The following is a 22,273-nucleotide window of genomic DNA, read 5'->3' on the forward strand; positions in this document are numbered from 1 at the left end:
CAGCGTGACAGGTTCAGGACTCGGCACCTCGGACCCGCATGGGGCGGGAAATGGTGCCAGGATCGCCCCGTCGACATGCCCGAAGGACAAGGAGGCGCGGGGAGGTGCCGAATCCTGAACCTGTTGGAATGGCCGGTGGCGGCAGCCGCCACCGGCCAGACGTTTACTTGAGCAGGTCGGCCATGCCCTTTTCGGTGTTCTTGAGCGCGTCGTCGAGCGACTGCTGGCCTGACCAGTAGCCGGTGAACTCCTTGGCCTGGAGCTCATAGACCGAGAGCGCCTTGGCCGAGGTGCCGCCGTTCATGACGTAGCCGTATTTGCTGGCGAACTCGCCGAGCTTGACCAGGTCGGGACGGTCGGTGGCGACTTCCTTGACGACGTCAGGGGTGAGCGCCGGCGCACCGCTGTTCTTGGCATAGATCAGGGCTGCTTCCTTCGACGACAGCCACTTGATGAAGGCCTTGGCGCCATCCTTGTTCTCGGCGTTCTTGTTGAGGCCGAAGCCGAGGCCGTGGATGTGGGTGAAGCGGCCTTCCGGGCCGGCCGGCGGGGCGATGGTCTCGGTGACTTCGGCAACCGCAGGCGACTTGTCCTTCGAGGTCAGGTCAGAGGCCGCGGCATTCCACTGCATCATGGCCGCGACCTGACCCGAAGCGTAGGCAGCGTTGGCCTCGGCGAACTCGTAGGACAGCGAGTCGCGCGGGGTGGCACCGGCGTCATAGAGCAGCTTGTAGGTCTCGAGGCCCTTGCGATAGGCGTCGGAATTGACCGTCACCTTACCGCTCTCGTCCATCCAGTTGCCGCCATAGGAACGTGGCAGCGACTGGAACACCATCATGTTGAACAGCAGGTTCTTGAGCTGCAGGACGGTGCCATAGCGGGTCGGGCTGTCCGGGTTCACAGCCTGGGTGAAGTAGAGTGCGGTGGCCGCATAGTCGTCCCAGGTCCACTCGTCCGGGTTCTTCGGCTCGAGCTTCTTTCCGAGATGCTTCTCGGAGATTTCGGCGAACTTGGCCTTGGCCGCGTCGTCCTTGAGCAGTGCCTCGATCAGGTCCTTGCGGTAGTACATGAAGTGCAGCGACAGGTCGGTCGGTACGCCGAACTGCTTGCCTTCGTACTGCATGGTCGAGAGCACGGAATCGCCATAGACGGCCTTGGCTTCGTCCGACAGCTCGACCGGCTCCATGAACGGCGCATAGCGGCCGATGGAGTAGGTGGCGAGCAGGTTGACGTCGAAGGCCTTGGAGCCGGCGGCGAGGTCGGCCTGCAGCTTGTCCCAGAAACCGTCGCGGTTGAAGAACAAAAGCTCAACCTTGTTAGCGTCCGAGGTGTCAGACTTGGCGTTGTAGGCGTCGGCTGCAGCGCGCAGTGCGGTTTCCTCGGGGCCGCCCGGCCAGCCGAGCACGGTTACCTTGGCGAAGGCGGGGCTCGCCATGAGGCTGGCGATCGCAGCCGCGATCAGGCCGCCCTTTCTGAGCGTCGAAAATGTCATGTGGTGTTCTCCCTCTAGGTCAGTTCTGACGTTTTGCTAGATCCGCGATGCCCACGACGCCGGCGCTCTCTCCGAGCGCTGCGGCGTGAAGCTGCGGGGTGAGCCGTGGCGGCAGGCTTCCCAGCGCCTGCCGGACGGATTCGAGATATCCAGGTGCCAGGCCGATGCCGCCGCCGATGACGATGCGGGCGGGGTCGAGCATGAGCTGGATGTTGCGGCAAAGAAGGGCGGTCTGGCCCACCGATGCCTTGATGATGTCTTGTGCCCAGACGTAGCCTGTGGCGGCTGCCTCGAAGACCTCGCGCGCGGTCGCGCCGGCATGGTGCGGTGCTGCCTGTGTGGCAATCCAGTTGCCGGAGACGTGGTCTTCGAGCACGCCGGCGTTCTCGTCGAGGCTGCTCAACAGTCCGAAATGGCCAGCGAGACCGCCGAGCAGGCGGCCGTTGACGACGATGCCGCCGCCGATGCCGGTGGAGATGGTGAGGAAGACGAGGTCCTGGCCCTGGCCGGCACCGCAGGAGAATTCGCCCCAGGCCGCGGCCTGCGCGTCGTTGGCGGCGAGCACGGCATCGGTGCCGGCAAGCCTGCCCACGGTCGCGACCAGCGGGAAACGGTCGGGGATGTCGAGTGTCTTGCGGTTGAGCGGTGACCAGCAACCGTCATCGATGATGCCGGAAACGGCGACACCAACTGTGTCGTAGCGGCCTTTCCAGCCCGAAATCGCAACGAACAGGGCCGTCAGCCACTCCTCTGGATCGCCGCTGCGCGGCGTCGGCATCTTGTGCGTTTCGACCACCTCGTCCCCGCGCACCAGAGCCGCAAGCATCTTGGTGCCGCCGATGTCGAGCGCGAGAACGGTGTCGGCCATGGCGATCAGGCTCCGCCCTTGGCGATGGTTTCGTCGAGCGCGGCGCGGAACCACGAGGTCACATATTCGGGCCGCGTGATGGCCGAACCGACCACGACCATCGAAGCGCCCGAAGCCAGCGCCTGCTGCGCCTGGGCCGGGGTGCGGACATTGCCCTCGGCGATCACATGGGGCGTGAGCTTGCGCATTGCCGAGATCAGCGCGAAGTCGGGCTCGGTCGGCTCGACCGGGCCGGTGTAGCCGGCAAGCGTCGAGCCGACGACGTCGGCGCCTTCGGCCAGCGCCTGCTCTGCATCTGAAATGATCGAGCAATCGGCCATTGCGGCGCAGCCGTGGGAATGAATGCGCTCGATCAGTGCTTTGGTCGAAACCGGGCGGACGCGCTGGGTGGCGTCATAGGCGATGACATCGGCACCGGCAGCAGCGAGCGCGTCGACGTCTTCGAGCCAGGGTGTAATGCGGACGGGCGTATCGTCGAGGTCGCGCTTGATCAGGCCTATGATCGGCTTGTCTGTATCGGCGCGGACTGCTGCGACATACTCTGAGGACTCGATGCGCAGAGCCGCGGCGCCGCCGTCGATGGCTGCCAGCGCGAAGCCAACGACCATCTGGGCCTTGTCCATGGCGCCACCCTTCACGGGCTGGCAGGACACGATGAGGCCATTGTCGAGGGCTTTGAAGTCAAGCGGCACGCGGGCATCTCCTGTGATGCCCAGACGGTAGCAGTCTAAGACCAGATTGCAACAGGATTTGAACTGGTATTATCGCATCAATTCGATGACGAAGTCGTAGACGTCGCCACGGTATTTGGTCTGGGTGAATTCGACGATCTGGCCGTCGGCGAGAAAGCAGCGGCGTTCCATGACCAGCAGCGACGTGTCATCGGGCGTGGCGAGAAGCTGGCGCTCCTCGTCGGTGGCGGGCTTGGCCTGCATGCGCTGCAAGGCACGCACCGGCAGGGCGCCTGTGGCCTCGAGATATTCGTAGAGTGATTCCTTCACCGCCTGCGGGTCAGGCACGAAACGTGCCGGCAGCGTGGCGATCTCGATGGCGATGGGCGTGTCGTCGGCGGTGCGCAGGCGGCGCAGACGCACGACCTTTTCGCTGCCGGAGATGCCCAATGCCATCATTTCTGCTGGCGAAGGGCGTGAAATTTCTCGGGAAATCCACACGCAGCCTGGCTCCAGCCCACGCGAGCGCATGTCCTCGGAGAAGCTGGTCATGGTCGCCAGCGACTTCTCCAGGCGCGACGACACCACAGTCTTGGCGCCTTGGCGGCGGTCGAGCAGTCCGTCGGAGACAAGGCCGTCGATGGCCTTGCGCACGGTGACGCGTGAGATGCCAAGCGCATCGCACAGGGTGCGCTCACTGGGGATGACGGCATTGCGCTTGAGCTGGGCTGTCGCGATGGCCTGCTTGATGGCGTCTTCCAGCCGTCGGTAGAGCGGTTCGCCGCTTTCGCCGGAAAGCTGTCTTGCGAGGAAGTCGAGGATTGCCTGATCGCCCATCGGAGCCACCTGTGGAAAGTCGCCCCTTTATGCAGAATTTTTTTCAGGTGTTAAACTGGTATTGTTCTTGTCGGGTCGATTTCGCTGAAATCAGCTGGCTTGGCCTGTCGCCAGGGCAAGGAATTCGCGCGCGGCGCGGGTGAGATAACGCTCCTTGTGGCGCAGCGAGAAGAAACGGCGCCGTGGCAGGGCGAAGGGGATGGAGACCAGCGAGCCAGCCTTGAGCGCGCCTTCGGCCACCAGTCGCGACATGACCGCGACGCCCGCTCCCGCCTCGACGGCCGAACGAACGGACTCGTTGGAGGGCAGTTCAAGCGCAATGTCGAGGCTGCCGGGGGTAACGCCGAGGCTGGACAATACGGCCTCGAAATTGGAGCGGGTGCCGGAACCGGGCTCGCGAAAAATCCAGCGGGCACCGCGCAGATCGCGGGCAGAGTTTGGCGGCTTTGCGATCCAGGGGTGGTCGAGGGCGGTGACGAGCAAAAGCTCATCCTCGCCGACCGGCTCGACGGCGAGCGCTGGGTCGTCGACGTCGCCTTCGACGAAGCCGAGGTCGGCCGAGCCGTCATGGATCATAGTCGCCACCGCCTCGGTGTTGGCGATGACCATGCCGAGCTCGATGCCCGGATAATCCCGGCGGAAACTGTGGGCGAGGCTGGGCAGCCAGTAGTTGGCGACCGTCTGGCTGCCGGCCAGCTTGAGCGAACCGCGCTTCAGGCCGGCGAGATCGGCGAGCACGATTTCGGCAGCCTCGGCCCGGGCAAGCACGGCGCGCGCCTCGGTAAGAAAAATGCGGCCGGCGTCGGTGAGTACGATGCGCCGCCCGACCCGGTCGAACAGCCGTGCCTGGTAGCGGTTCTCAAGCGCGGCGACGGCGGCGCTGGTGGCGGATTGCGTCAGGTTCAGCGCTTCGGCGGCCCGAGTGACATGCTCGCGCTCGGCAACCGCGACGAAGATCCTGAGCTGTTCGAGTGTCACGGTCGCCCCTTTGATGCGTCAGCCCAGTAGCTTGACCGCCATTAGACTGAAAGTCGCGATGAAAAGGAACGCGCCGAGGCCAAGAAAGAGTGGACGGACGCCCTTTGCCCGGAGCTTGCGGAAGTCGGTCTCCAGACCCATTGCGGCAAGCGCCATGGTGAGCAGGAAGGTGGTGAGGGTAACGATCGAGGCTTTTGCTTCCGGGGGGATGGTGACGACGCTGTTGAGCGCGACCATCGCGACGAAGCCGAGTACGAACCATGGCATGGGGGCGCCGCCGGCCTGCTGGCCGCTGCCAGTGGTACGGGCACGCGCGGCGAGACCGAGCGTGATCACCATGGGCGCGAGCATCATGACGCGGGTGAGCTTCGCCACGGTGCCGAACTCGCCGGCCTGCTGGCCGCCCTGGAAGGCAGCGGCGACGACCTGGGCGATCTCGTGGATCGAGGCGCCGGTCCACAGGCCGTAGGCATGGGCGTCGAGGCCGAGGCCGGCTTGGAGCAGCGGGTAGCCGAACATGGCGATGGAGCCGAACACGGTGACGCAGGCGACCGCATAGGCGACGTCCTCGTCGGGCGCGCGGGTGACGGTGTTGGTGGCAATGACCGCCGATGCGCCGCAGATCGAGGTACCGGCGGCGATCAACTCTGCCAATGGGCGCTCGACGCCGATCAGCCTGCCGAGCCACAGCGTAAAAGCGAAAGTGGAGACCAGCGTCGCGGCGATCAGGGCAACACCGCCGACGCCGACCTCGGCAACTTGGGCTGCGGTCAGTTGCAGGCCAAGAAGGATGATGGCGAAGCGCAGCACCTTGCGCATCGAAAAGGCGACGCCCGCCTTGGCACTGACCGGTGTGCCCACAAGATTGTGGAAGGCCATGCCGATGACGATGGCGAGGATCATCGGGCTGAAGGCATTAAAGCCAGGCAAATGGCGCAATGCAAAGGCGAGGGCGGCTATGGTTGCGGTGAGGGCGAGGCCGGACAGAAGCCGGGCATGCTTGCTCCAGCCACCGGTGCGCCTGGTGGCTTTTGCCGAGCCAATGGCGACGGCGTTGCTGGTTTCGTTCCTGGCGATGGCGTTCATGGCTTGGTCCCGTATTTCCGGGTGCAAGCTATGCGCCGGCTTTCAATCGATCCAACGCGTAATTTTGGATGGATTGTTCGATCAAGACGAATGATTTCGGGCGAGACTGGAATGCCTCGCGCGCGGCGGCGGTTTGTGCGCGTGAAGGCGAGGTACGCATGCTAAGTCATGGCGTATGCATGGCTATGCGAAACACTCATAGCTGCGTTCGCAAAATTCACTTTTCGGCCAAGCCGAACACTTCTCTTCTGGGGTTGCGATGCAGGCGGCGTCGCGCGGACTTCGGGATGGTCCGCTCATGACATCAGGAGGAGGACGTGATGGTGGCGAAACGGATTTTGCTCGGCTGTTCGATACTGGCGCTGGCGACGGGTGTGGCTGTAGCTGCCGACTGGGGCAGCAAGGTGCCGACCGAGATCAACATCACAGACCCCTATCTCAAGCAGTGGAACGCGCTGACCTACGACAAGGCGCCACCGGCGCTTGAGCCCGGCAAGGACTACGGCATGTCGGAGGACGGCACCTTCAGGGCGCCGCGCGCCACGCCGCTGGGCGGCAGCCCGGCATTCCCCGGACAGCTGGAGGCGTGGGACGACAAGACCTACAGCCAGAATGTCGAGGAGATAGCCTTCTACCCGCATATCAGCTCACCCTGGCATGCCTGGCCCGACGTCGCCGACTTCGACGGCAAGCGCTACATGTATGTGCACGACCGCGACTACATGCGCGTGCTCGACATCACCGACCCGGCCAAGGCCAAGGTCGTCTATTCCAAGGGCGGCGTGTGGGGACCGGAAGGCTCGAACGAGGACTGGGACGCCAAGACCGTCGAGGACTATTTCGGTGGCATTACCATTGCCTGGAGCGAGACGCTCAAGAAGAACGTCGTCGTCGCCTCCTATGAGATCGGTCGCTTCGGCATCCTCGACAACAAGCGCACCCAGCCCGACATCGTCGAGACGCTGCGCAAGTACAATTCGCTCAAGGGCTTCAAGGTCTATGAGATGAACGGGCCGACGCCCGACGACTGGAAGCTGATCGCAACGCGCACGACCGACAGGAAGAACCCCGATGCGCCCATCGGCCAGCAAGAGGGCTCGGGTTCGCTCGACGCGCCCGCCTGGTTCGGTGGCAAATACATGTATCTGTCGGCGGCGCCTGACGACACCTACGCGCTGACCGAATACCCCGATTATCTGCATTCGCCGGGCTATCAGGTTTGGGATATGTCGGATCCGGCCAATCCCGTCTTCGTCAGCCAGGTCACGGTTCCCGGCCAGGTGGTCGGCGACAAGGCGAGCGAGGACGCCTATCTGATGAACCCGCGGGCCGGCAACCGGACGTCATGGATGGGCTCGCGCATGCCGCCATTCCTGCCGACGCCGGTCGAAAAGGGCGGCAAGGTGGCCTTCGGCGCGATGGGCGGCCTCGGCCTCTACACCTTCGACCTCGCCAACCCCGACAAGCCGGAGATGAAGGGGCATGTGAGCATCGCGCCGAGCTTCGCCGGCACCGAATTCGACAATGTCGACACCAGCCAGTACGCCCGCACCGGCTATGTCTTCGCCAACGGTTATCCGATGAACTCGAACTGCTACGAGCCCTATAAGGACGTGCTGGTGATCGACGCCAAGGATGTGGCACAGCCGAAGGTGGTGGCAACATTCCCGCGGCCGACGCCGCCGAAGGAGGCGAAGTTTACCGACTATTGCCAGCGCAAGGGCAGCTTCGGGCCGAAGCGCTCGGGCACCACGCACCAGCCGGGCCATGGTCGCGACGGCGTAGTACCCTACGCCTTCTACAATGCCGGTCTGCAGATCTTCGACGTCAAGGATCCGGCACAGCCGAAGATCGCGGGCTACTTCGTGCCACGCTTCCCCACGACTTCAGAGATGCCCGACTACACCTTCGACAATGCCAGCTTCGCAGTCTTCACCGAATATGATCGCAACATCATCTGGCTGTTCTCGGTCGGTGGCGTGCATGCACTGAAGACGCCGCTGCTGGGTGAACCGAAAATGGGCTCCAGCGACCAGATCTGGCCGCCCCGGGGCTGACAGGACGACAGCGACAAACTTCGGACCGGCCTCGCGGCCGGTCCGTGTCATCTGGGGCAATCACTCCTTGGGCAGGAAAGCGGGATTGTAGACGATCTCCCAGAGATGGTCGTCGGGATCCTGGAAATAGCCGGCATAGCCGCCCCAGAAGGTCTTTTGCGCCGGCTTTACCAGCCGCGCGCCGGCGGCCAGTGCCTGCGCCATGACCGCGTCGACCTCGGCTTCACCGGCGACATTGTGGCCAAGTGTGAACTCGGTCGGGCTGCGATCTGATTTTGCGATGCCGGCGTCGTGGGCGATGTCGCCGCGCGGGAACAGCGCCAGCTTCATGCCACCTTCCAGATCGATGAAGACGACGGCGCCGTGCTCGAACTCTGTGCCGATGATGCCGTCGGTGGCGAGCCCGAGGCCGTCGCGATAGAAGGCGAGCGATGTGTCGAGGTCGTCGACGCCGAGGGTGATGACGCTTATTCTCGGTTTCATGATGTGCGGTCCTGTGTTGCGCGGCGGCGGATGTCCTTGTGCCGCAGTTACAGGGTTTTCGCATCAGCCTGCGTTGCCGGATTGAATATTCCGGCCAAAGTTACGGCAGGCAGGATTCGGGAGAAGACAGCTTGAGCGAGGCGGTGCCGGCACAGTCGGCGGGCGATTTCACCGAGATGCCGGTGGCATCGTATCTCGGCGACGTCTTCTCGGCGGTCTGGATGCACCGTCTGCCGGAAAAAAATAGCGTACCGCCGCTGGTCATTGTGCCTGACGGCACCATCGACCTGCAGTGGATCAATGGTGCGTTCCGTATCGCTGGCCCCGACAGGGAGCCGAAGACAGAGCATCTTCAAGACACGGGCATGGTCGTCGGGTTTCGTTTCCAGCCCGGCGCCGCTGCTGCCTGGCTGGGCATGCCCGCGACCGAGATCGCGGGCCAGCGGCTGGCACTGGATGACCTCTGGGGACGGAAGGCACGCCGCATGAATGGCGGGGTCGGATCGCCCGAAGCACTGGGGCTCGTTGCTTCGTTGCAGGCTGCGATTGCCCGCGCCATGCCTGAAACGCCTCTCACAGACCAGACCATGCGTGCCGCCTACAAGCTGATCGAGGCCGGTCCGCCCTCAGGCGCGCCGCTGATCCCGTGGCTCGGACGGGCGCTGGCAATGAGCGAACGCACCCTGCGCCGGCGCTTCGACGAGAGTTTCGGCTACGGCCCAAAGACGCTCGACCGCATCCTGCGCTACCAGCGTTATCTCGATCTGAAGCGCAGAAGCCATGGATCGCCCGCCATGCTGGCCGTTGAGGCCGGTTATGCCGACCAGGCGCATCTGGTTCGCGAAAGCCGCCGTCTCACATGCCGGACGCCGGCGGAGTTCGAGCGGCTGGTCGGCTTCGGTCGGTCGTAGCCGTCCGCAAGCCCAGTGGTCTCAGTGCAGCTTGGTCACGAGCCGCACCAGCCAGTCGGTAAGGCCCTTGTAGGGCGGGCGGATCAGGTCGCTGGCCGAGGGCTCGTATTTGCGCAGGACCGGCATTGCCTTGGAGAAGGTGAGGAAACCCTCGCGGCCGTGATAGTGCCCCATGCCCGAGGCGCCGACGCCGCCGAAGGGCAGGTCTGCGCAGGCGAACTGGTAGAGCGTGTCGTTGATGCAGACGCCGCCGGCGACGATGCGCGACAACATGATCTCGATCTCGGCCCTGTCGTCGCCGAAGCCGTAGAGCGCCAACGGGCGGTCACGCTCCACGACATAGGCGATAGCCTCGTCGAGCGAGCCGCAGCCGATGATGGGCAGGATCGGCCCGAATATCTCGTCGCGCATGACGGCGCTGTCGGGCGTGGGATCGAGCACTGCTGTCGGGACCATCAGGCGCTCGCGAGCTGGCGGCAGCGAAGTGGCGTCGACAAGCGGGGTCAGTTCGAAGCCCTGCACCGCGGCGTCGTCGAGCAGGCCGTTCAGGCGGGCGAACTGGCTGTCGTTGACGATGGAGGTGTAGTCGTCGAAGCCCTTCCGGTCGTTGTAGCGGGCACTGACTTCCTGCTTGATGAGGCGGAGGAGCTCGTCGCGCTTTTCTCTTGATACCAGCACATAGTCGGGGGCGATGCAGGTCTGGCCGGCATTGAAGAATTTGCCCGTGGCGATGCGACGGGCGGCACGTTCGAGATTGGCCGAGGGGGCGACGATGGCCGGCGACTTGCCGCCGAGCTCGAGCGTCACGGGTGTCAGGTTGCGGGCAGCGGCAGCCATCACCTTACGGCCGACCGCGGTGGAGCCGGTGAAGAACAGATGGTCGAAGGGCAGTTCGGAAAAGGCCGCCGACAGCTCGGCGCCCCCCAGCGCCACCGCCACGCGGGATGAAGGGAAGACGTCTGCCAGCAGCGACTGCAGGAAGGTCGTTGTGCGCGGCGTGTGCTCCGACGGCTTGAGGAAGACGTGGTTGCCGGCGGCGATGGCCGCGACCAGCGGCGCGAGCGAAAGGTTCACCGGATAGTTCCACGGCGCGATGATGCCGACGACGCCGAGCGGTACGTGGCGGATTTCGGCGCTTGCAGGCAAAAGCTTCCAGCCGGCCGAGCGGCGCTCGGGCCGCATCCAGGATTTCAGCTTGCGCAGCGTGTGCTTGATTTCCGACAGAACGACGCTGCCTTCGCCCAGCAGGCTTTCGTGCCGGGAGCGATGGCCGAAATCGGCGCTGATGGCCTCGGCCATCTCGTTCAGGCGCCGGCTGAAGGCGCTCTGCAGGCGCTTGAGGTCCTGGACGCGCTGGGCATATGTCGGCCGCGTCTCGAGCCAGGTGGCACGCAGCGCATCGAAGGTTGCCCTGAGCTCGGGCTGGCTATCGTTTTGCTTCAGCATCGTTTTCCGTCGACCGGGCGAAGAGATACTGCGCGGCATAATAGGTGCCGAGCACCCAGATGGCATTGTAGGGAATGTTCCAGCGGAAGCGGCCATAGGCAAGCATGGTGTCGCTGACCATGAAGAACAGGCCGCCGATCGCCGCATGGCGAGCCGCCCGCTGCGCTTGCGTGCCGGCGAGTTGGCGATGGCGCGACAGCGCCTGGGCGGCCATGGTGGTGAGCACCAGCGCATAGATCACCACAGGCATCCGCATGGGCGAGGGCAGGTGCGACCACAGTCCGGCGAAGACGGCCACCGCGACGACCGCGAAGAGCGCGAAGATCGCGACGTTGCCGCCGAACCTCGCATCGCGGGTCAGCGCCCAGATATAGGCGCAGTGGGCGAGCAGGAAGCCGACGAGGCCGGCAAGGAAATAGTCGCCCGGCAGCATGAGGAAGAAATCGCCCGCCGCGCCAAAGGCAAGGCCGATGGCGATCGGCACGCCATAGGCGCGCGAACTCATGCCACGGAGCACGGCGACAAGCAGAAGCAGCGTCGCGGTCGGCTTGGTCAGGTAATGCAGCCAGCGCCAGGGCGAGGTGTTGTCGGGCGCGACCAGGCTGCCGATGATGGCCAGAACCGCGGAGATGGCGAACAGCCAGTAGATTGCCGTGTTGCTGCGTCTGGAAGTCACTGTATCCACGCCGCGCGCTCCCCTCGTGCTGCCGATGACAGGATAAGCCAATGTTTTCGGCGGTTTGTCCAGTTACCTGTACGTAAGGTGCGGGAATGTGGCCAAGGGCCGGGGTCATCGGGCCGTTGCGCAAATGCGATACGCTCGGCGCATTACGCGCTGTAAGGCGAATTGCAGTTTACGTTTCGTTCACCATCGCCTACACCGCGACCCTTCTTGAAGCCCCGCCAGTGATTTGCACCGCCCCAAATGCAGAACAAATCCATCCGCTTTCGCGCCCGTTCCTTCGTTGCCTTCGCGCTCGTGCCCGAAGCGCCGCTCGACGAATGGCTGCAGGATCTCGACCGCTGGATCCAGAATTCTCCCGGCTTTTTCAAGGGCCGGCCCGTCGTTCTCGACCTCAATGCCCTGAAGCCTGCGAAGGACGAGATCGCTGCCCTTGTGGCGCAACTCGCCGACCGCGGCATCCGCACCTACGCCATCGAAGGCAAGCGAATCGATTCGCTTGGGCATGACCTGCCGCCGCTGCTGGTCGGCGCCAAGGAGACCTTCATCGAGGAGGAGCAGGCCCAGGAGGCAGCACCCGTCGAGCCGGAGCCGCAGGCGTCGACCACGCTGATCGTCGACCAGCCGATCCGCTCGGGACAGTCGATCGTGCATCCGCAAGGCGATGTCATCGTGATGGGCTCGGCCAGCTTTGGCTCCGAAATCCTCGCCGGCGGCTCGATCCACGTCTACGGCACGCTGCGCGGTCGCGCCTTTGCCGGCGCCTGGGGCAACCGCAACGCGCGCATCTTCTGCCGCAGGAACGAGGCTGAACTTCTGGCGGTGGACGGCTGGTACCGCACCGCCGAGGACATGGAGCCGTCGATGCGCGGCAAGGCGATCCAGGCCCATCTGGACGACAATGCCATTTTGGTCGCGCCCCTCAACTGATGAACGGAGACAATAGCATGGGCAAGGTAGTGGTCGTCACATCTGGCAAGGGCGGGGTCGGCAAGACGACCTCGACGGCTGCCCTGGGCGCCGTTCTGGCCCAGTCCGGCAAGAAGGTGGTGTTGATCGACTTCGACGTCGGCCTGCGCAATCTCGATCTGGTGATGGGCGCCGAGCGCCGCGTGGTGTTCGACCTCGTCAACGTCACCCAGGGCCAGGCCAAGCTGTCTCAGGCGCTGATCCGCGACAAGCGCGTCGAATCGCTGTTCCTGCTGCCGGCCTCGCAGACGCGCGACAAGGACGCGCTGACCGAGGAAGGCGTGGCCAGCGTGATCGCGACGCTGCGCGAAAAGTTCGACTATGTGTTGTGCGACAGCCCGGCAGGCATCGAGCGCGGTGCCCAGCTTGCCATGCGCTTCGCCGACGAGGCCGTCATCGTCACCAATCCCGAGGTGAGCTCGGTCCGCGACTCCGACCGCATCATCGGCCTGCTCGATTCCAAGACGCTGAAGGCCGAAAAGGGTGAGAGCGTTACCAAGCACGTGCTGGTCACCCGCTATGACGCCGGCCGTGCGGCGCGTGGCGAGATGCTGAGCATCGCCGATGTGCTGGAAATCCTGTCGGTGCCACTGCTGGGCATCATCCCCGAGAGCCAGGGCGTGCTGCGCGCCTCCAATGTAGGCTCGCCGGTGACGCTCAACGAGCCGACCAACGCGGCTGCCCGCGCCTATGCCGACGCTGCCAAGCGCCTCCAGGGCGAGGATGTGCCAATGGTCACACCGGTGGAGAAGAAAGGTCTCCTTAACCGTCTTCTGGGAAGGAGAGTGGCATGAAACTACTCGAATTCTTCAAGCGTGGCGGCAGTGCACCGGTGGCGCGTGAGCGCCTTCAGGTGCTGCTCGCCTATGAACGCAACAACCGCAACCAGCCCGATCTCGTTGCCGTGCTGCGCGAAGAGATCATTGCCGTGATCGCCAAGCACGTCCAGGTCAGCCAGGACGACGTCAAGATCACCATGGATCGGGGTGCGACCACCTCGACGCTGGAAATCGACATCCACATTCCGAATTCCGGAATCAAGGCGGCGGCCGCGCTCTAGCTTGCCGCCTGGACAACACGAGCGGCAGCGCCCCAATACGCTGCCGCTCGCCGCAAGGCGGGGCTAAGACCGCCCGGCGGCCTCTCAGGCGGTCAGTTCGAGCCGCCTGGCGAGATCGGCGAATTCGGGCGCCGAAAGCTTCGGCCGCGCGGCAAACTCGATCACTGCATCAAAAGCTTCCTTCGGCGCCTGCTGCCTCATTCCGGCGAGCATCGCCGCGCGCTCGTCTGGGCGCACCGCCGGGATCATGATCTGCATGAACGCCATCGATTTCTCCGGTGGCAGCGAACCGACGATGCGCGTCTCGATCTCCATCAGTTCGGCGTCGCTGAACAAGGCGAGCAGTTGGGGGGCTGCCACCGTTTCCTCCTCGAACATGTGCTCGAGGTCGTGCGCAACATAGGCGGTGAAGGCAAGATAGAGGCGCCGCCCCAGCGCCTGCCGCTCGTTTGCCGGTGCCTTTTCGATTGTGGTGGCGAGCGCCTCCAGCTCGGCAAAGGTCTTGCGGTGGTCGTCGTGCTGGTCGTCGAGCCGCTCGACGGAGATCGCACCGCGCTCCTTCAGCGCATTGTGGATGTGGCGGTCCTCGTGCTGGACGTGGGAGGCTGCCAGCATCAGCAGGCCCCTGAGGTCCGACAGCAATGCGGTTTGGGGTGAGCTGAAATCGGCGCTGCCGAGGCGTCCGAGCAGGTCGCATTGCGCCCGGCGCAGGCCTTTGTGGATGGGGCCGTAGATGTCGTAGCGGCCTTGGAGATCGGGAATGGCGGCGAGGCTTTCGGTCATGATCTTGCTCCGTGAGCGGGTTGCGATGTGTCGCCATCTACGACTGTCGCGTGTGCTGCGCTCCCTAAAAGCTTCCTAAGCACCTCCTGTCGTTCCTAATATTTTGCTATCGGTGCTCGAACGATCCCGGAGGGTGTGATGATCGGCGCGGATGTGGCTGCGTTCATCGAAGGTCCGCTTATGATCCTTGCGTCGACGCGCGACAGCGCCGGCCGCGCCTATATTGCGCGCGGGTCCGGCGTTCGTTTCGATCGGGCGACGGGACGCTTCGACGTGTTGGTCAATGCCAGCCTGTGGCCGGAGGTGGTGGCCCATGCCGTGCAGGGCGAGCCGGTTGCGGTCACCCTGGTACGCCCGAACGACTATCGCGCCTACCAGGTCAAGGGCTGGATCAAAGACGTGGCGGCCGTGTCGGAGGACGAGCAGGCACGGGGCCGGGCTTATGTCGAACGCATGCTGGAGGTGATGGGCGAACTCGGCGTCAACAGGGTTCAGCTGTCACACACGCTGACCGACTGGGACCTTGTCTGCATCAGCTTCGTTCCCACCGATCTTTTCGTGCAGACGCCAGGGCCGGGTGCCGGCGCGCGGCTGGTGCAGTCATGATCCGACTTTGGGGCATCCGCGACGCCTTCGAAGGCGTCATCCCGTCGGTCGTGGCCACCACCGATGCCAGGGGCATGCCCAACATCTCCTATTTGTCGCATGTGCATTATGTCGACGAGCGCCATGTGGCGCTCTCCAACCAGTTCTTTTCCAAGACATCGGAGAATGTCCGCCACAGCGGCATGGCAACCGTGATGGTGGTCGATGGCCGCACCGGGCAGCAGCATATTCTCCACCTGCGTTTCACCAATGCGGTCGGCGAAGGCGAGTTGTTCGACCGGGTCGCTGCTCATCTCACCGTTACCAGCGCCCAGCAGGGCATGGGCGAGATCATGAAGCTGCGCAGCCTGGACATCTATGAGGTCGAGGATTGTCGGCCGGTCTTCGGGCCTGCAGTGCCTGGCGCCAAGGAAGCCGGCCAGCCACAGCACCACCACCTCGCTGCCGCGGCACGCATCTGCAACGTGATTTCGGCACAGGTCGACACCGAGCTGATGCTCGACTGTGCGTTGGCAGAACTGCAGGGACTGCTTGGCTATGGCAACGCCATGGTGCTGGTGCCCGACGGCGAGGGCGCACGGCTCAGCACCATCGCCAGCCGCGGCTACTCGACATTCGGCTTCGGCTCCGAAGTGGCGGTGGGCGAAGGCACGGCGGGGCTCGCCGCGTCGAGCCGGCGGCCGCTGCGCATCAGCGACTTCAGACGTGGCCAGCGTTATGCCTCGGCCGTGCGCGAGGCCGCAGGCAGCGAGGTTGTGTCGCCGATCCCGTTTCCGGCGCTGGCCGAGCCGCGCAGCCAGCTTGCTGTGCCGATGCTGGTGCGGGGCCGGCTTATGGGCGTGCTCTTCGTCGAATCCGAAAGAAGCTATGCCTTCGATCACAATGACGAGGAGGCACTGTCGCTGGTGGCAAACCAGCTCGCCACGAGCTTGCTGCTTGCCGAACAGGAGCGTCCCGAAAGCACGGCTGAACCTCAGATCAGCGGTCGCTCGTCCCGGGCTGCGGCGGACCGGCCGGTGCATGTACGCTATTTTCCGCGCGACGGCGGTGTCTTCTTCGACGGCGAATACATCATCCGCGGGCTGTCAGGACGGCTGCTGCATCATTTCATTTCTGCATTCCTCGCCACCGGTCAGGCGGACTTCTTCAACCGCGCGCTTCGCCGTGAGCCATCGCTGCAGCTGCCCGATTTCAAGGACAATCTCGAAACCCGGCTCATCCTGCTGCGCCGGCGGTTGGAGGAACGGGGCGGGCCGATCCAGATCGTGCGGCCGGTGCGCGGACAGGTGCGGCTGGAATGCGCGGGGCGTTGCGAAATCGAGGTGGGGTGAACGGCGCCGACGCGGCCACCTCCGGCTTGTTCCTTTCTGGCATAGGCAGTTCCGTAGCGTCCAAGACTGTGGCTTCGATCCCAGCGTAAAGATGAGGGCTGGCGGCCGATCGTCTGCCACGGCGCCGACCGTTTTTCGGTTCTCCCGGGAGGTTGGCGAATGGCCGGCAGCACACCGACAAGAGGCGAGGGCTGGTCGATCGGCCGGTTCGGACTGGGCATCGCAGCATCTTTCATATTGAGCGCCTGCACCACGCCTACCAAGTCGAGCTTCGAAGGCCCCGCCTTCTCCGACGACACACGCAGGCTGGAAAAGCAGATGATGGGGGAAGCGGCTGCGCTGGGAACTGCGCAAGGGGTCGCTGGTGCTGCGGCCTCGATGATACCGATGGGCGCAGGCAGCCTCGTCACCACGACCGCTGGCAGGGCCGCGCGCGATGCCATGATCATTCGTCATGACAAGCTGATGCGCGAACAGGTCGAGCGCGACAACGCCGAGTTCTACAAGCGCTACGGCATCACCGATGCGGACGCTGGGCCAGCCGTGGCAGACCAGAGCGCAGGCGGCCCGAGGCGGTGCCCCCGGCGCGGTATGATCAGGCGCTGCTGAGTTGCGGCACAGAGGTAGCCAGGCCCCTAGCCGGTCGCGAACGGCCGCTTAGAGTGGGCAAGCGGTTAGGTCAGTCCGCCGTCGCCTTTTTCCGCGTCAACCTTTCAAAGCTGCCCAGGATCAGGATGGCCGTTGCAGCGAGACCGACGCACAGGCCCCACCAAACGCCGGTGGGACCCATTGCCTGGCCGAGCGACCATGCTGCCGGTAATCCGATTACCCAGTAGCCGAGCAATGTCAGCCCAAGCGTCAGTCGCGCGCACCCGAGGCCGCGCATGAGCCCGACGCCAATGTTCTGAGAGCAATCGAACAGCTGCAGGACTGCGGCGATGACGAGCAGATGCATCGCAATATTTGTCGTTGCTACACCGTGCAGGCCACCGCCGGCGGAAAACAGGGCAAGGATCGCCTCAGGCGCCAGCAGGTAGACAGCGCCGATCAGCGCCATCGTCGCCAGTCCCAGGCTTACGCCTATCGCGCCGTAGCGGCGGCGCAGGTCATGTCGTCCCGCACCTTGGGCCTCGCTGATCGCCACCGACGTTCCATGCGACAGGCCGATCGCCAGCATGAACGCGATGTAGATGACCTGGTTGACGATGTTATGTGCCGCAAGTGCCGCTTCGCCGAAGGTGCCCATGAACAGCGCGATGGCGACCGTGAAGCCGGCCTCGGAGCCATAGGCGGCGGCAGTCGGCAGTCCGAGCGAAAGGGTGCGCCGCCAGGCATGGCGGTCGAAGCCGAAGAATGCCCGGACAAAGCCATAGGAACGATAGGCGGGTGCACGAAGGATATGGGCGAAAAGGACCGCAAAGCTGACGAGATGCACGATGGCTGCCGTCAGCGCTATTCCGGCCGCTCCCAATTGCGGCAGGCCGAAGGTGCCGGTCGCCAGCCCAAATGCCAGCGCAGCGTTGACGGCGATCGACAGGACGGTGATCGCAAGGACCGGTCCAGGGCGTCGCAATCCGACCGTGAAGCTGCGCAGCGCGTTGAACCACAGGCAGGGCAGGATGCCGAGGCAAGTCGCCAGCAGGTAGATCTGCGCGCTTCGGGCGATGTCGGGCGACTGGCCGAAGAAGACGAGGACCGGTTCGACCTGGGTCATGGCAGCAATCGCGAGCAGGCCGGCGACTGTCGATATCTGCAGGCTGGATGCGGTGTAGCGTGCGATCCTGTCTGTACTGCCGCCGCCGCGCAATTCTTCGGCCACCAGATTGGCAGTGCCGACGGCCAAGCCGACGCCCATCGTGCGCAGCAGGTTGAACAGTCCAATCGCCAGCCCACCAGCGGCGAGTTGGGCCGGCCCGAGCAGGCCCAGGATGACGATCGACGTCGTCGAGATCGCGACCTGGGCAAGCTGTGTGAGGGCCAATGGCACCGCCAGTTCGAGTATGTGGCGGAAATCGCGTACAATCGCAGGCAGGCCCGAAGGCCTGCCTGCGCCAACACCGAGGGAACGCTCGTTCACGCCGTCAGCCAAGGATGCGGGATGCGATTGTACGCGGATCCTCGGCCTTGAAGACGTCAGGGTAGAGGATGGCCGCAGCCTCGTTGATCACCACGCGGCGGGCGATCGGGCCGTGTGATTCGATCCAGTGATCCTTCACGAAGTGGACCTTGCCTTGCTGGACCGCGCGCAGCGACGACCAGATCGGGTTGGTCTCGAATGGGCGGTCGGGGCCGTAGTCATAGACGATGATGACATCGGGATCGGCAACCAGCATGGCCTCGAGGTTCATCTCGAAAGCGGTATTGTCGGGCACCTCGGGCGTTGGGTTCTTACCTGCGACATTGACCCCGCCGAGCGCGGTCAGGATCGAGGCGGTGACGTCGTCCTCGTAGAACGTCCACGGCGCTTCGCCGGAGCCGTAGAAATAGAGGTACTTGATGCCGCGATCCTTGGGCGCCTTGGCAACCAGGGCGTCGAACTCGGCATGATAGTCGGCGACGAGCTTCTCGCCCTCCGCTTTCTTGCCCAGCGCTTCCGCCACCAGCAACAGGTCGCGATCGGCATCGTCAGGGGTTTCGAGCCTGACGGCGAGATAGGGGGCGATCTGCTCCAGCTTGGCCGCATTGGCCTCGGTGTAGCGCTTGATCGCCACGATCAGGTCCGGCTTAGCCTGTGCCAGAAGCTCGAGATTGGGGCTGGCGCGCTGCCCGATCTTGGCCACGCCCTCGAGCTTGTCGAGCAGGTGGTCGGGGTTGCGCCCCTCGACCATGTAGGTGGTGGCCACAGGGGTAAGGCCAAGCGCCAGTGCGACATCCGCGCCGAAATAGGAGATGGCGGCAACCCGCTTGGCATCGTCGGACAGGTTGAGAACGACGTTGCGGTCGTCGGTGATGGTGCGCGATGCGGCTCGTGCGGCTCCTGCCAGCAAGGTGAGCAGGCCGACGGCGGTCGACTGGATCAGGAAGTTCCTGCGATTCATGGCGAAGTCCTTTCAGGATGGCCAAAGGAGGGTGATTTGATCGAACCGGTGGCGACGAACATTGGTGGTTCGTTTTCGCTGCGAGCGATTGTTGCGGAAACGCGGAAGGTCTCGGAAAGCAGGCGTTCGGTCAGGACCACGGCCGGCGCGCCTTGGTCGACGATGGTGCCGCGATCGACGACAACAAGGTTGTCGGCGAACCGCACCGCCTGGTTGAGGTCGTGCAGTGACAGCACCACTGTGATGCCGTGTGTGCGGTTGATCTCCCGCACCAGCTCCAGCACCTCGAACTGATGGCCGATATCGAGAAATGTCGTCGGCTCGTCGAGCAGCAATATCGTCGCCTCGACCGCGAGTGCCATCGAGATCCAGGCCCGCCGCCTTTCGCCACCCGACAAGGTGACGAGCATCCGGTCGGAGAAGCGCGTCATGTCCGTTGCCGCGATGGCCCGGGCAATCGCATCCGTGTCGCTGGCCGTCGCACGCCCGAGCAGGCCGCGATGCGGATGGCGGCCATAGGCGACAAGCTCGGCAACCGTGATCTCGGGCGGATCGATCATCTCCTGCGGCAGGAACGACAGCCGGCGCGCCAACTGCTTGCGAGGCCAGGCAGCGAGAGGCCTGTCATCGAGCTTGACAGTGCCGTTCTCCGGCCGCAGCAGGCCTGCCATGGCTCGCAGCAGCGTGCTCTTGCCGCTGCCATTGGCGCCGATCAAGGCGGTAACGCTGCCCTCGGGCACCGTCAGGTCGATATTCTGCAAGACGGGGCGACGGCCATAGCCGAGGCTGAGATTGCGGCACACAAGTCCGGTCATATCCGCCGTCCCAGAAGCATGAGGAAGATAGGTACGCCGATCAGAGCCGTCACGGCCCCGACCGGGATTTCGGCAGGCGGGGCGACGACGCGGCCAATGAGATCGCCTAGCGTCACCAGGCCGGCGCCGAGCAGGGCGGATATCGGCAGGGACCTTGCCAGGGATGGCCCGACCAGCCGGCGCGCGGCATGAGGCACGATCAGGCCGACGAAGCCGAGCGGGCCGACAATGGCGACCGCCGACGAGGCGAGCACCGTTGCCAGAGCGACGGCCGAAAGCCTGATGGCGCCGACATGGATGCCGAGCGTGCGTGCGGCCTCGTCGCCGATCGACAGCAGGTCAAGCTTGGCCACCATCAGCGGCAGCACGGCGAAGCCGAGCACGGTCCATGGCAGCAGATGCAACGCATGCTCCCACCCACGGGCATAGAGGCTGCCCGAAAGCCACAGCAGCACCGTCTCCATGCGGGTCGACCCCCAGGCGGCGAAGATGCCGAGCCCGAGCGCCTGGAAGGTCAGGCCGACGGCGATGCCGGCAAGCACGAGCCGCAAGGGCGCTGCGCCGCGGCGCCAGGCGATCAGATAGGTCAGCGTCGCGGCCGCAAGACCGCCGGCGAGCGCCACGAAGGGCAGGGGCGCCACCGGATAGGAGGCCAGCTTGCTGCCGTCGGTTGCGCTCCAGTAGACTGTAGCAAGCAGGTAGATCATCACCGCCAGCATCGCGCCGCCCGAAATGCCCAGCACATTTGGGTCAGTCAGCGGGTTGCGGGTCGCCTGCTGCAGAAGATGACCGGCGACGGCCAGATGTGCGCCGACCAGCAGGCCCACTGCGACACGCGGCAGACGGATGTTCCACAAGATGCCGGTGTCGTCTCCGGTGCCGGAGACCAGGGCATGGAAGCTGTTCTGCAGGCCGAGATCGGCCGCGCCGAACAGTGTGGCGAGCAGTGCGAAGACGAACAGCGTCGATGCGGCAGCGACCGCCGTCGGCCAGAAAGGCAGCCTGATCATGCGGTCTTCCTCCAGATCAGGTGGATAAGGAAGGGACCGCCAACAATGGCTGTGAGTACGCCTATCGGCAGTTCGCGCGGTGCGGCGAGCGTGCGAGCCATCGTGTCCGCCGCAAGCAGCGTGATGGCGCCGAGCATGGCCGAGGCCGGAAGCAGAGCTGTGTGCCGGACGCCGACAAGACTGCGGGCGATGTGGGGGACGCAGAGGCCGACAAAGCCGATCGGACCTGCGACGGCGACGACGCCGACCGACAGCACTGTTGCGGTGCTGGCGGCCACGAGCCGCCAGAAGCGGACGTTGAGGCCCAGCGTCTCAGCCGCGTCATCGCCCAGGGCCAGGATGTCGAGTGGCCTGGCAAGCGCTATACAGGCGGCAAGACCGGCCACCGCCCAGGGCAACAGGATGGTCAGGTGCTGCCAGCCGCGCCCGGCAAGGCCGCCGGTGAGCCAGAAAAACACCGACGCAACGGTCGGGCCGGCATGGACCAGCGCCGTGGTGATGCCGGCGGCGCAAAAGAAGGCAACCGCCGACCCGGCAAGCGCCAGCCTGACCGGGGAGAGCCCGCCGGCCGAGGCAATGACCAGGCTTGTTCCGCCTGCAAGCAGGCCTCCGGCCAGGCCGATGAACGGGTGGACGACGGCGGGAACCGAAGGCGCGAAGACGTAGAATACGACGATGGCAAAGCTCGCGCCGGTCAGCACGCCGGTGAGGTCGGGGGAGGCGAGCGCGTTGCGCGAAACGCCTTGCATGACCACGCCCGAGCACGCCAAGGCCGCACCCGCCAGCATCGCCAGCAACTCGCGCGGAATACGCAGCTTCCACAGGATTGCCGCTTCCGGCCCACTTGCGGTTCCGAGCAGGGCGTCGACGACAGCGCGGACCGGGGTCTGCACGCCGCCGACGAACAGTCCAGCGAAGGCCAGACCGACGAGAACGACCATGCCGGCGAGGAGAAGGCTTGCCAGGCCGAGGCGGCCGCGCCCGGCAACATCCCTTGCAACGGCTGCTGCTGCCAGCGACGTCATGACGCCCGGTCGGTTTCGTGGTGACGGCACATCGCGTGCATTGATGGATCGTTTATTGATGAGGACAATATTCAAGTTTTATGGCAAATTGCCCAGACAACCCCGATCTGCAATCGAAAACTTCG

General features: G+C 64.8%; 23 protein-coding genes. 8 read left to right on the forward strand and 15 right to left on the reverse strand.

The genetic code is table 11. The features are described 5' to 3' along the window. Window positions 1-163: 163 nt before the first annotated feature. From B015_RS0109860 to B015_RS0109885, 6 genes are all read right to left on the reverse strand, one after another. Complete coding sequence (locus B015_RS0109860) at window positions 164-1,492, reverse strand: sugar ABC transporter substrate-binding protein (protein ID WP_018427524.1); 1,329 nt, start codon at window positions 1,490-1,492, stop codon at window positions 164-166. A gap of 19 nt (window positions 1,493-1,511) precedes the next feature. After that, entirely contained in the window at window positions 1,512-2,360 is an 849-nt protein-coding gene (locus B015_RS33805) for an ROK family protein (RefSeq protein WP_026227097.1), read from the reverse strand. 5 nt (window positions 2,361-2,365) lie between these two features. Further along, window positions 2,366-3,052 carry an N-acetylmannosamine-6-phosphate 2-epimerase gene (locus tag B015_RS33810; protein WP_026227098.1) on the reverse strand — a complete coding sequence of 229 codons (687 nt, stop codon included), beginning with the start codon at window positions 3,050-3,052 and terminating at the stop codon, window positions 2,366-2,368. 69 nt (window positions 3,053-3,121) lie between these two features. Beyond that, the gene (locus tag B015_RS0109875) at window positions 3,122-3,868 is read right to left on the reverse strand and encodes a GntR family transcriptional regulator (RefSeq protein ID WP_018427525.1); all 747 of its coding nucleotides are present in this window, start codon (window positions 3,866-3,868) and stop codon (window positions 3,122-3,124) included. Window positions 3,869-3,958: 90 nt separating this feature from the next. Continuing rightward, window positions 3,959-4,846, reverse strand: a complete 888-nt coding sequence (locus tag B015_RS0109880) for a LysR family transcriptional regulator (protein WP_018427526.1) — start codon at window positions 4,844-4,846, stop codon at window positions 3,959-3,961. An 18-nt stretch (window positions 4,847-4,864) separates the two neighbouring features. Continuing rightward, entirely contained in the window at window positions 4,865-5,833 is a 969-nt protein-coding gene (locus tag B015_RS0109885) for a YeiH family protein (protein ID WP_343123001.1), read from the reverse strand. 419 nt (window positions 5,834-6,252) lie between these two features. On the opposite strand from B015_RS0109885, the gene B015_RS0109890 reads away from it, so the two are divergent. Beyond that, window positions 6,253-7,989: a hypothetical protein gene (locus tag B015_RS0109890; protein WP_018427528.1), complete on the forward strand. Its 1,737-nt coding sequence runs from the start codon at window positions 6,253-6,255 to the stop codon at window positions 7,987-7,989. 60 nt (window positions 7,990-8,049) lie between these two features. Here the strand turns inward: B015_RS0109890 and B015_RS0109895 are convergent, their stop codons facing one another. Then, complete coding sequence (locus B015_RS0109895) at window positions 8,050-8,472, reverse strand: VOC family protein (protein ID WP_018427529.1); 423 nt, start codon at window positions 8,470-8,472, stop codon at window positions 8,050-8,052. Window positions 8,473-8,603: 131 nt separating this feature from the next. Here B015_RS0109895 and B015_RS0109900 point away from each other — a divergent pair, with 131 nt between their 5' ends. Next, on the forward strand, window positions 8,604-9,383 hold the full coding sequence (locus tag B015_RS0109900) for an AraC family transcriptional regulator (RefSeq protein ID WP_018427530.1): 780 nt from the start codon (window positions 8,604-8,606) through the stop codon (window positions 9,381-9,383). A 21-nt stretch (window positions 9,384-9,404) separates the two neighbouring features. Here the strand turns inward: B015_RS0109900 and B015_RS0109905 are convergent, their stop codons facing one another. Next, on the reverse strand, window positions 9,405-10,829 hold the full coding sequence (locus tag B015_RS0109905) for an aldehyde dehydrogenase family protein (protein WP_018427531.1): 1,425 nt from the start codon (window positions 10,827-10,829) through the stop codon (window positions 9,405-9,407). Beyond that, window positions 10,810-11,514 (reverse strand): lysoplasmalogenase, encoded by a 705-nt coding sequence (locus B015_RS0109910; RefSeq protein ID WP_040456127.1) that lies wholly within the window; start codon window positions 11,512-11,514, stop codon window positions 10,810-10,812. The genes B015_RS0109905 and B015_RS0109910 overlap by 20 nt, the downstream gene beginning before the upstream one ends. A gap of 240 nt (window positions 11,515-11,754) precedes the next feature. Between B015_RS0109910 and minC the strand changes: the two genes are divergently transcribed. The 3 genes from minC to minE are packed head-to-tail and all read left to right on the forward strand — an operon-like array spanning window position 11,755 to window position 13,540. After that, the gene (minC, locus tag B015_RS0109915; protein WP_018427533.1) at window positions 11,755-12,441 is read left to right on the forward strand and encodes a septum site-determining protein MinC; all 687 of its coding nucleotides are present in this window, start codon (window positions 11,755-11,757) and stop codon (window positions 12,439-12,441) included. Window positions 12,442-12,458: 17 nt separating this feature from the next. Next, window positions 12,459-13,274 (forward strand): septum site-determining protein MinD, encoded by an 816-nt coding sequence (gene minD / locus B015_RS0109920; RefSeq protein ID WP_026227099.1) that lies wholly within the window; start codon window positions 12,459-12,461, stop codon window positions 13,272-13,274. Continuing rightward, complete coding sequence (gene minE, locus B015_RS0109925; RefSeq protein ID WP_018427535.1) at window positions 13,271-13,540, forward strand: cell division topological specificity factor MinE; 270 nt, start codon at window positions 13,271-13,273, stop codon at window positions 13,538-13,540. Before minD ends, minE begins: the two co-directional genes overlap by 4 nt. Window positions 13,541-13,624: 84 nt before the next feature. Here the strand turns inward: minE and B015_RS0109930 are convergent, their stop codons facing one another. Further along, a complete protein-coding gene (locus tag B015_RS0109930) occupies window positions 13,625-14,323 on the reverse strand; it encodes a hemerythrin domain-containing protein (protein WP_018427536.1) in 699 nt (232 codons plus the stop codon). Window positions 14,324-14,461: 138 nt separating this feature from the next. Between B015_RS0109930 and B015_RS0109935 the strand changes: the two genes are divergently transcribed. The 3 genes from B015_RS0109935 (at window position 14,462) to B015_RS0109945 (ending at window position 16,869) form a co-directional block, all read left to right on the forward strand. Then, window positions 14,462-14,929 carry a hypothetical protein gene (locus tag B015_RS0109935; protein ID WP_018427537.1) on the forward strand — a complete coding sequence of 156 codons (468 nt, stop codon included), beginning with the start codon at window positions 14,462-14,464 and terminating at the stop codon, window positions 14,927-14,929. Next, on the forward strand, window positions 14,926-16,260 hold the full coding sequence (locus B015_RS0109940) for a GAF domain-containing protein (protein ID WP_018427538.1): 1,335 nt from the start codon (window positions 14,926-14,928) through the stop codon (window positions 16,258-16,260). Before B015_RS0109935 ends, B015_RS0109940 begins: the two co-directional genes overlap by 4 nt. Window positions 16,261-16,419: 159 nt before the next feature. After that, window positions 16,420-16,869 carry a hypothetical protein gene (locus B015_RS0109945; RefSeq protein WP_018427539.1) on the forward strand — a complete coding sequence of 150 codons (450 nt, stop codon included), beginning with the start codon at window positions 16,420-16,422 and terminating at the stop codon, window positions 16,867-16,869. Between the two features lie 70 nt (window positions 16,870-16,939). Here B015_RS0109945 and B015_RS0109950 read toward each other — a convergent pair whose 3' ends face one another. The 5 genes from B015_RS0109950 to B015_RS0109970 are packed head-to-tail and all read right to left on the reverse strand — an operon-like array spanning window position 16,940 to window position 22,148. Beyond that, the gene (locus tag B015_RS0109950; protein WP_198292852.1) at window positions 16,940-18,337 is read right to left on the reverse strand and encodes an MATE family efflux transporter; all 1,398 of its coding nucleotides are present in this window, start codon (window positions 18,335-18,337) and stop codon (window positions 16,940-16,942) included. A 4-nt stretch (window positions 18,338-18,341) separates the two neighbouring features. Then, a complete protein-coding gene (locus tag B015_RS0109955; protein WP_018427541.1) occupies window positions 18,342-19,298 on the reverse strand; it encodes an ABC transporter substrate-binding protein in 957 nt (318 codons plus the stop codon). Further along, window positions 19,295-20,113 carry an ABC transporter ATP-binding protein gene (locus B015_RS0109960; protein ID WP_018427542.1) on the reverse strand — a complete coding sequence of 273 codons (819 nt, stop codon included), beginning with the start codon at window positions 20,111-20,113 and terminating at the stop codon, window positions 19,295-19,297. Before B015_RS0109960 ends, B015_RS0109955 begins: the two co-directional genes overlap by 4 nt. Next, window positions 20,110-21,123 carry an iron ABC transporter permease gene (locus B015_RS0109965; protein WP_018427543.1) on the reverse strand — a complete coding sequence of 338 codons (1,014 nt, stop codon included), beginning with the start codon at window positions 21,121-21,123 and terminating at the stop codon, window positions 20,110-20,112. The genes B015_RS0109960 and B015_RS0109965 overlap by 4 nt, the downstream gene beginning before the upstream one ends. Beyond that, window positions 21,120-22,148, reverse strand: a complete 1,029-nt coding sequence (locus B015_RS0109970; RefSeq protein WP_018427544.1) for an iron ABC transporter permease — start codon at window positions 22,146-22,148, stop codon at window positions 21,120-21,122. The genes B015_RS0109965 and B015_RS0109970 overlap by 4 nt, the downstream gene beginning before the upstream one ends. Window positions 22,149-22,273: the final 125 nt, after the last annotated feature.

This window comes from Hoeflea sp. 108, assembly GCF_000372965.1.
Classification (GTDB): Bacteria; Pseudomonadota; Alphaproteobacteria; order Rhizobiales; family Rhizobiaceae; genus Aminobacter.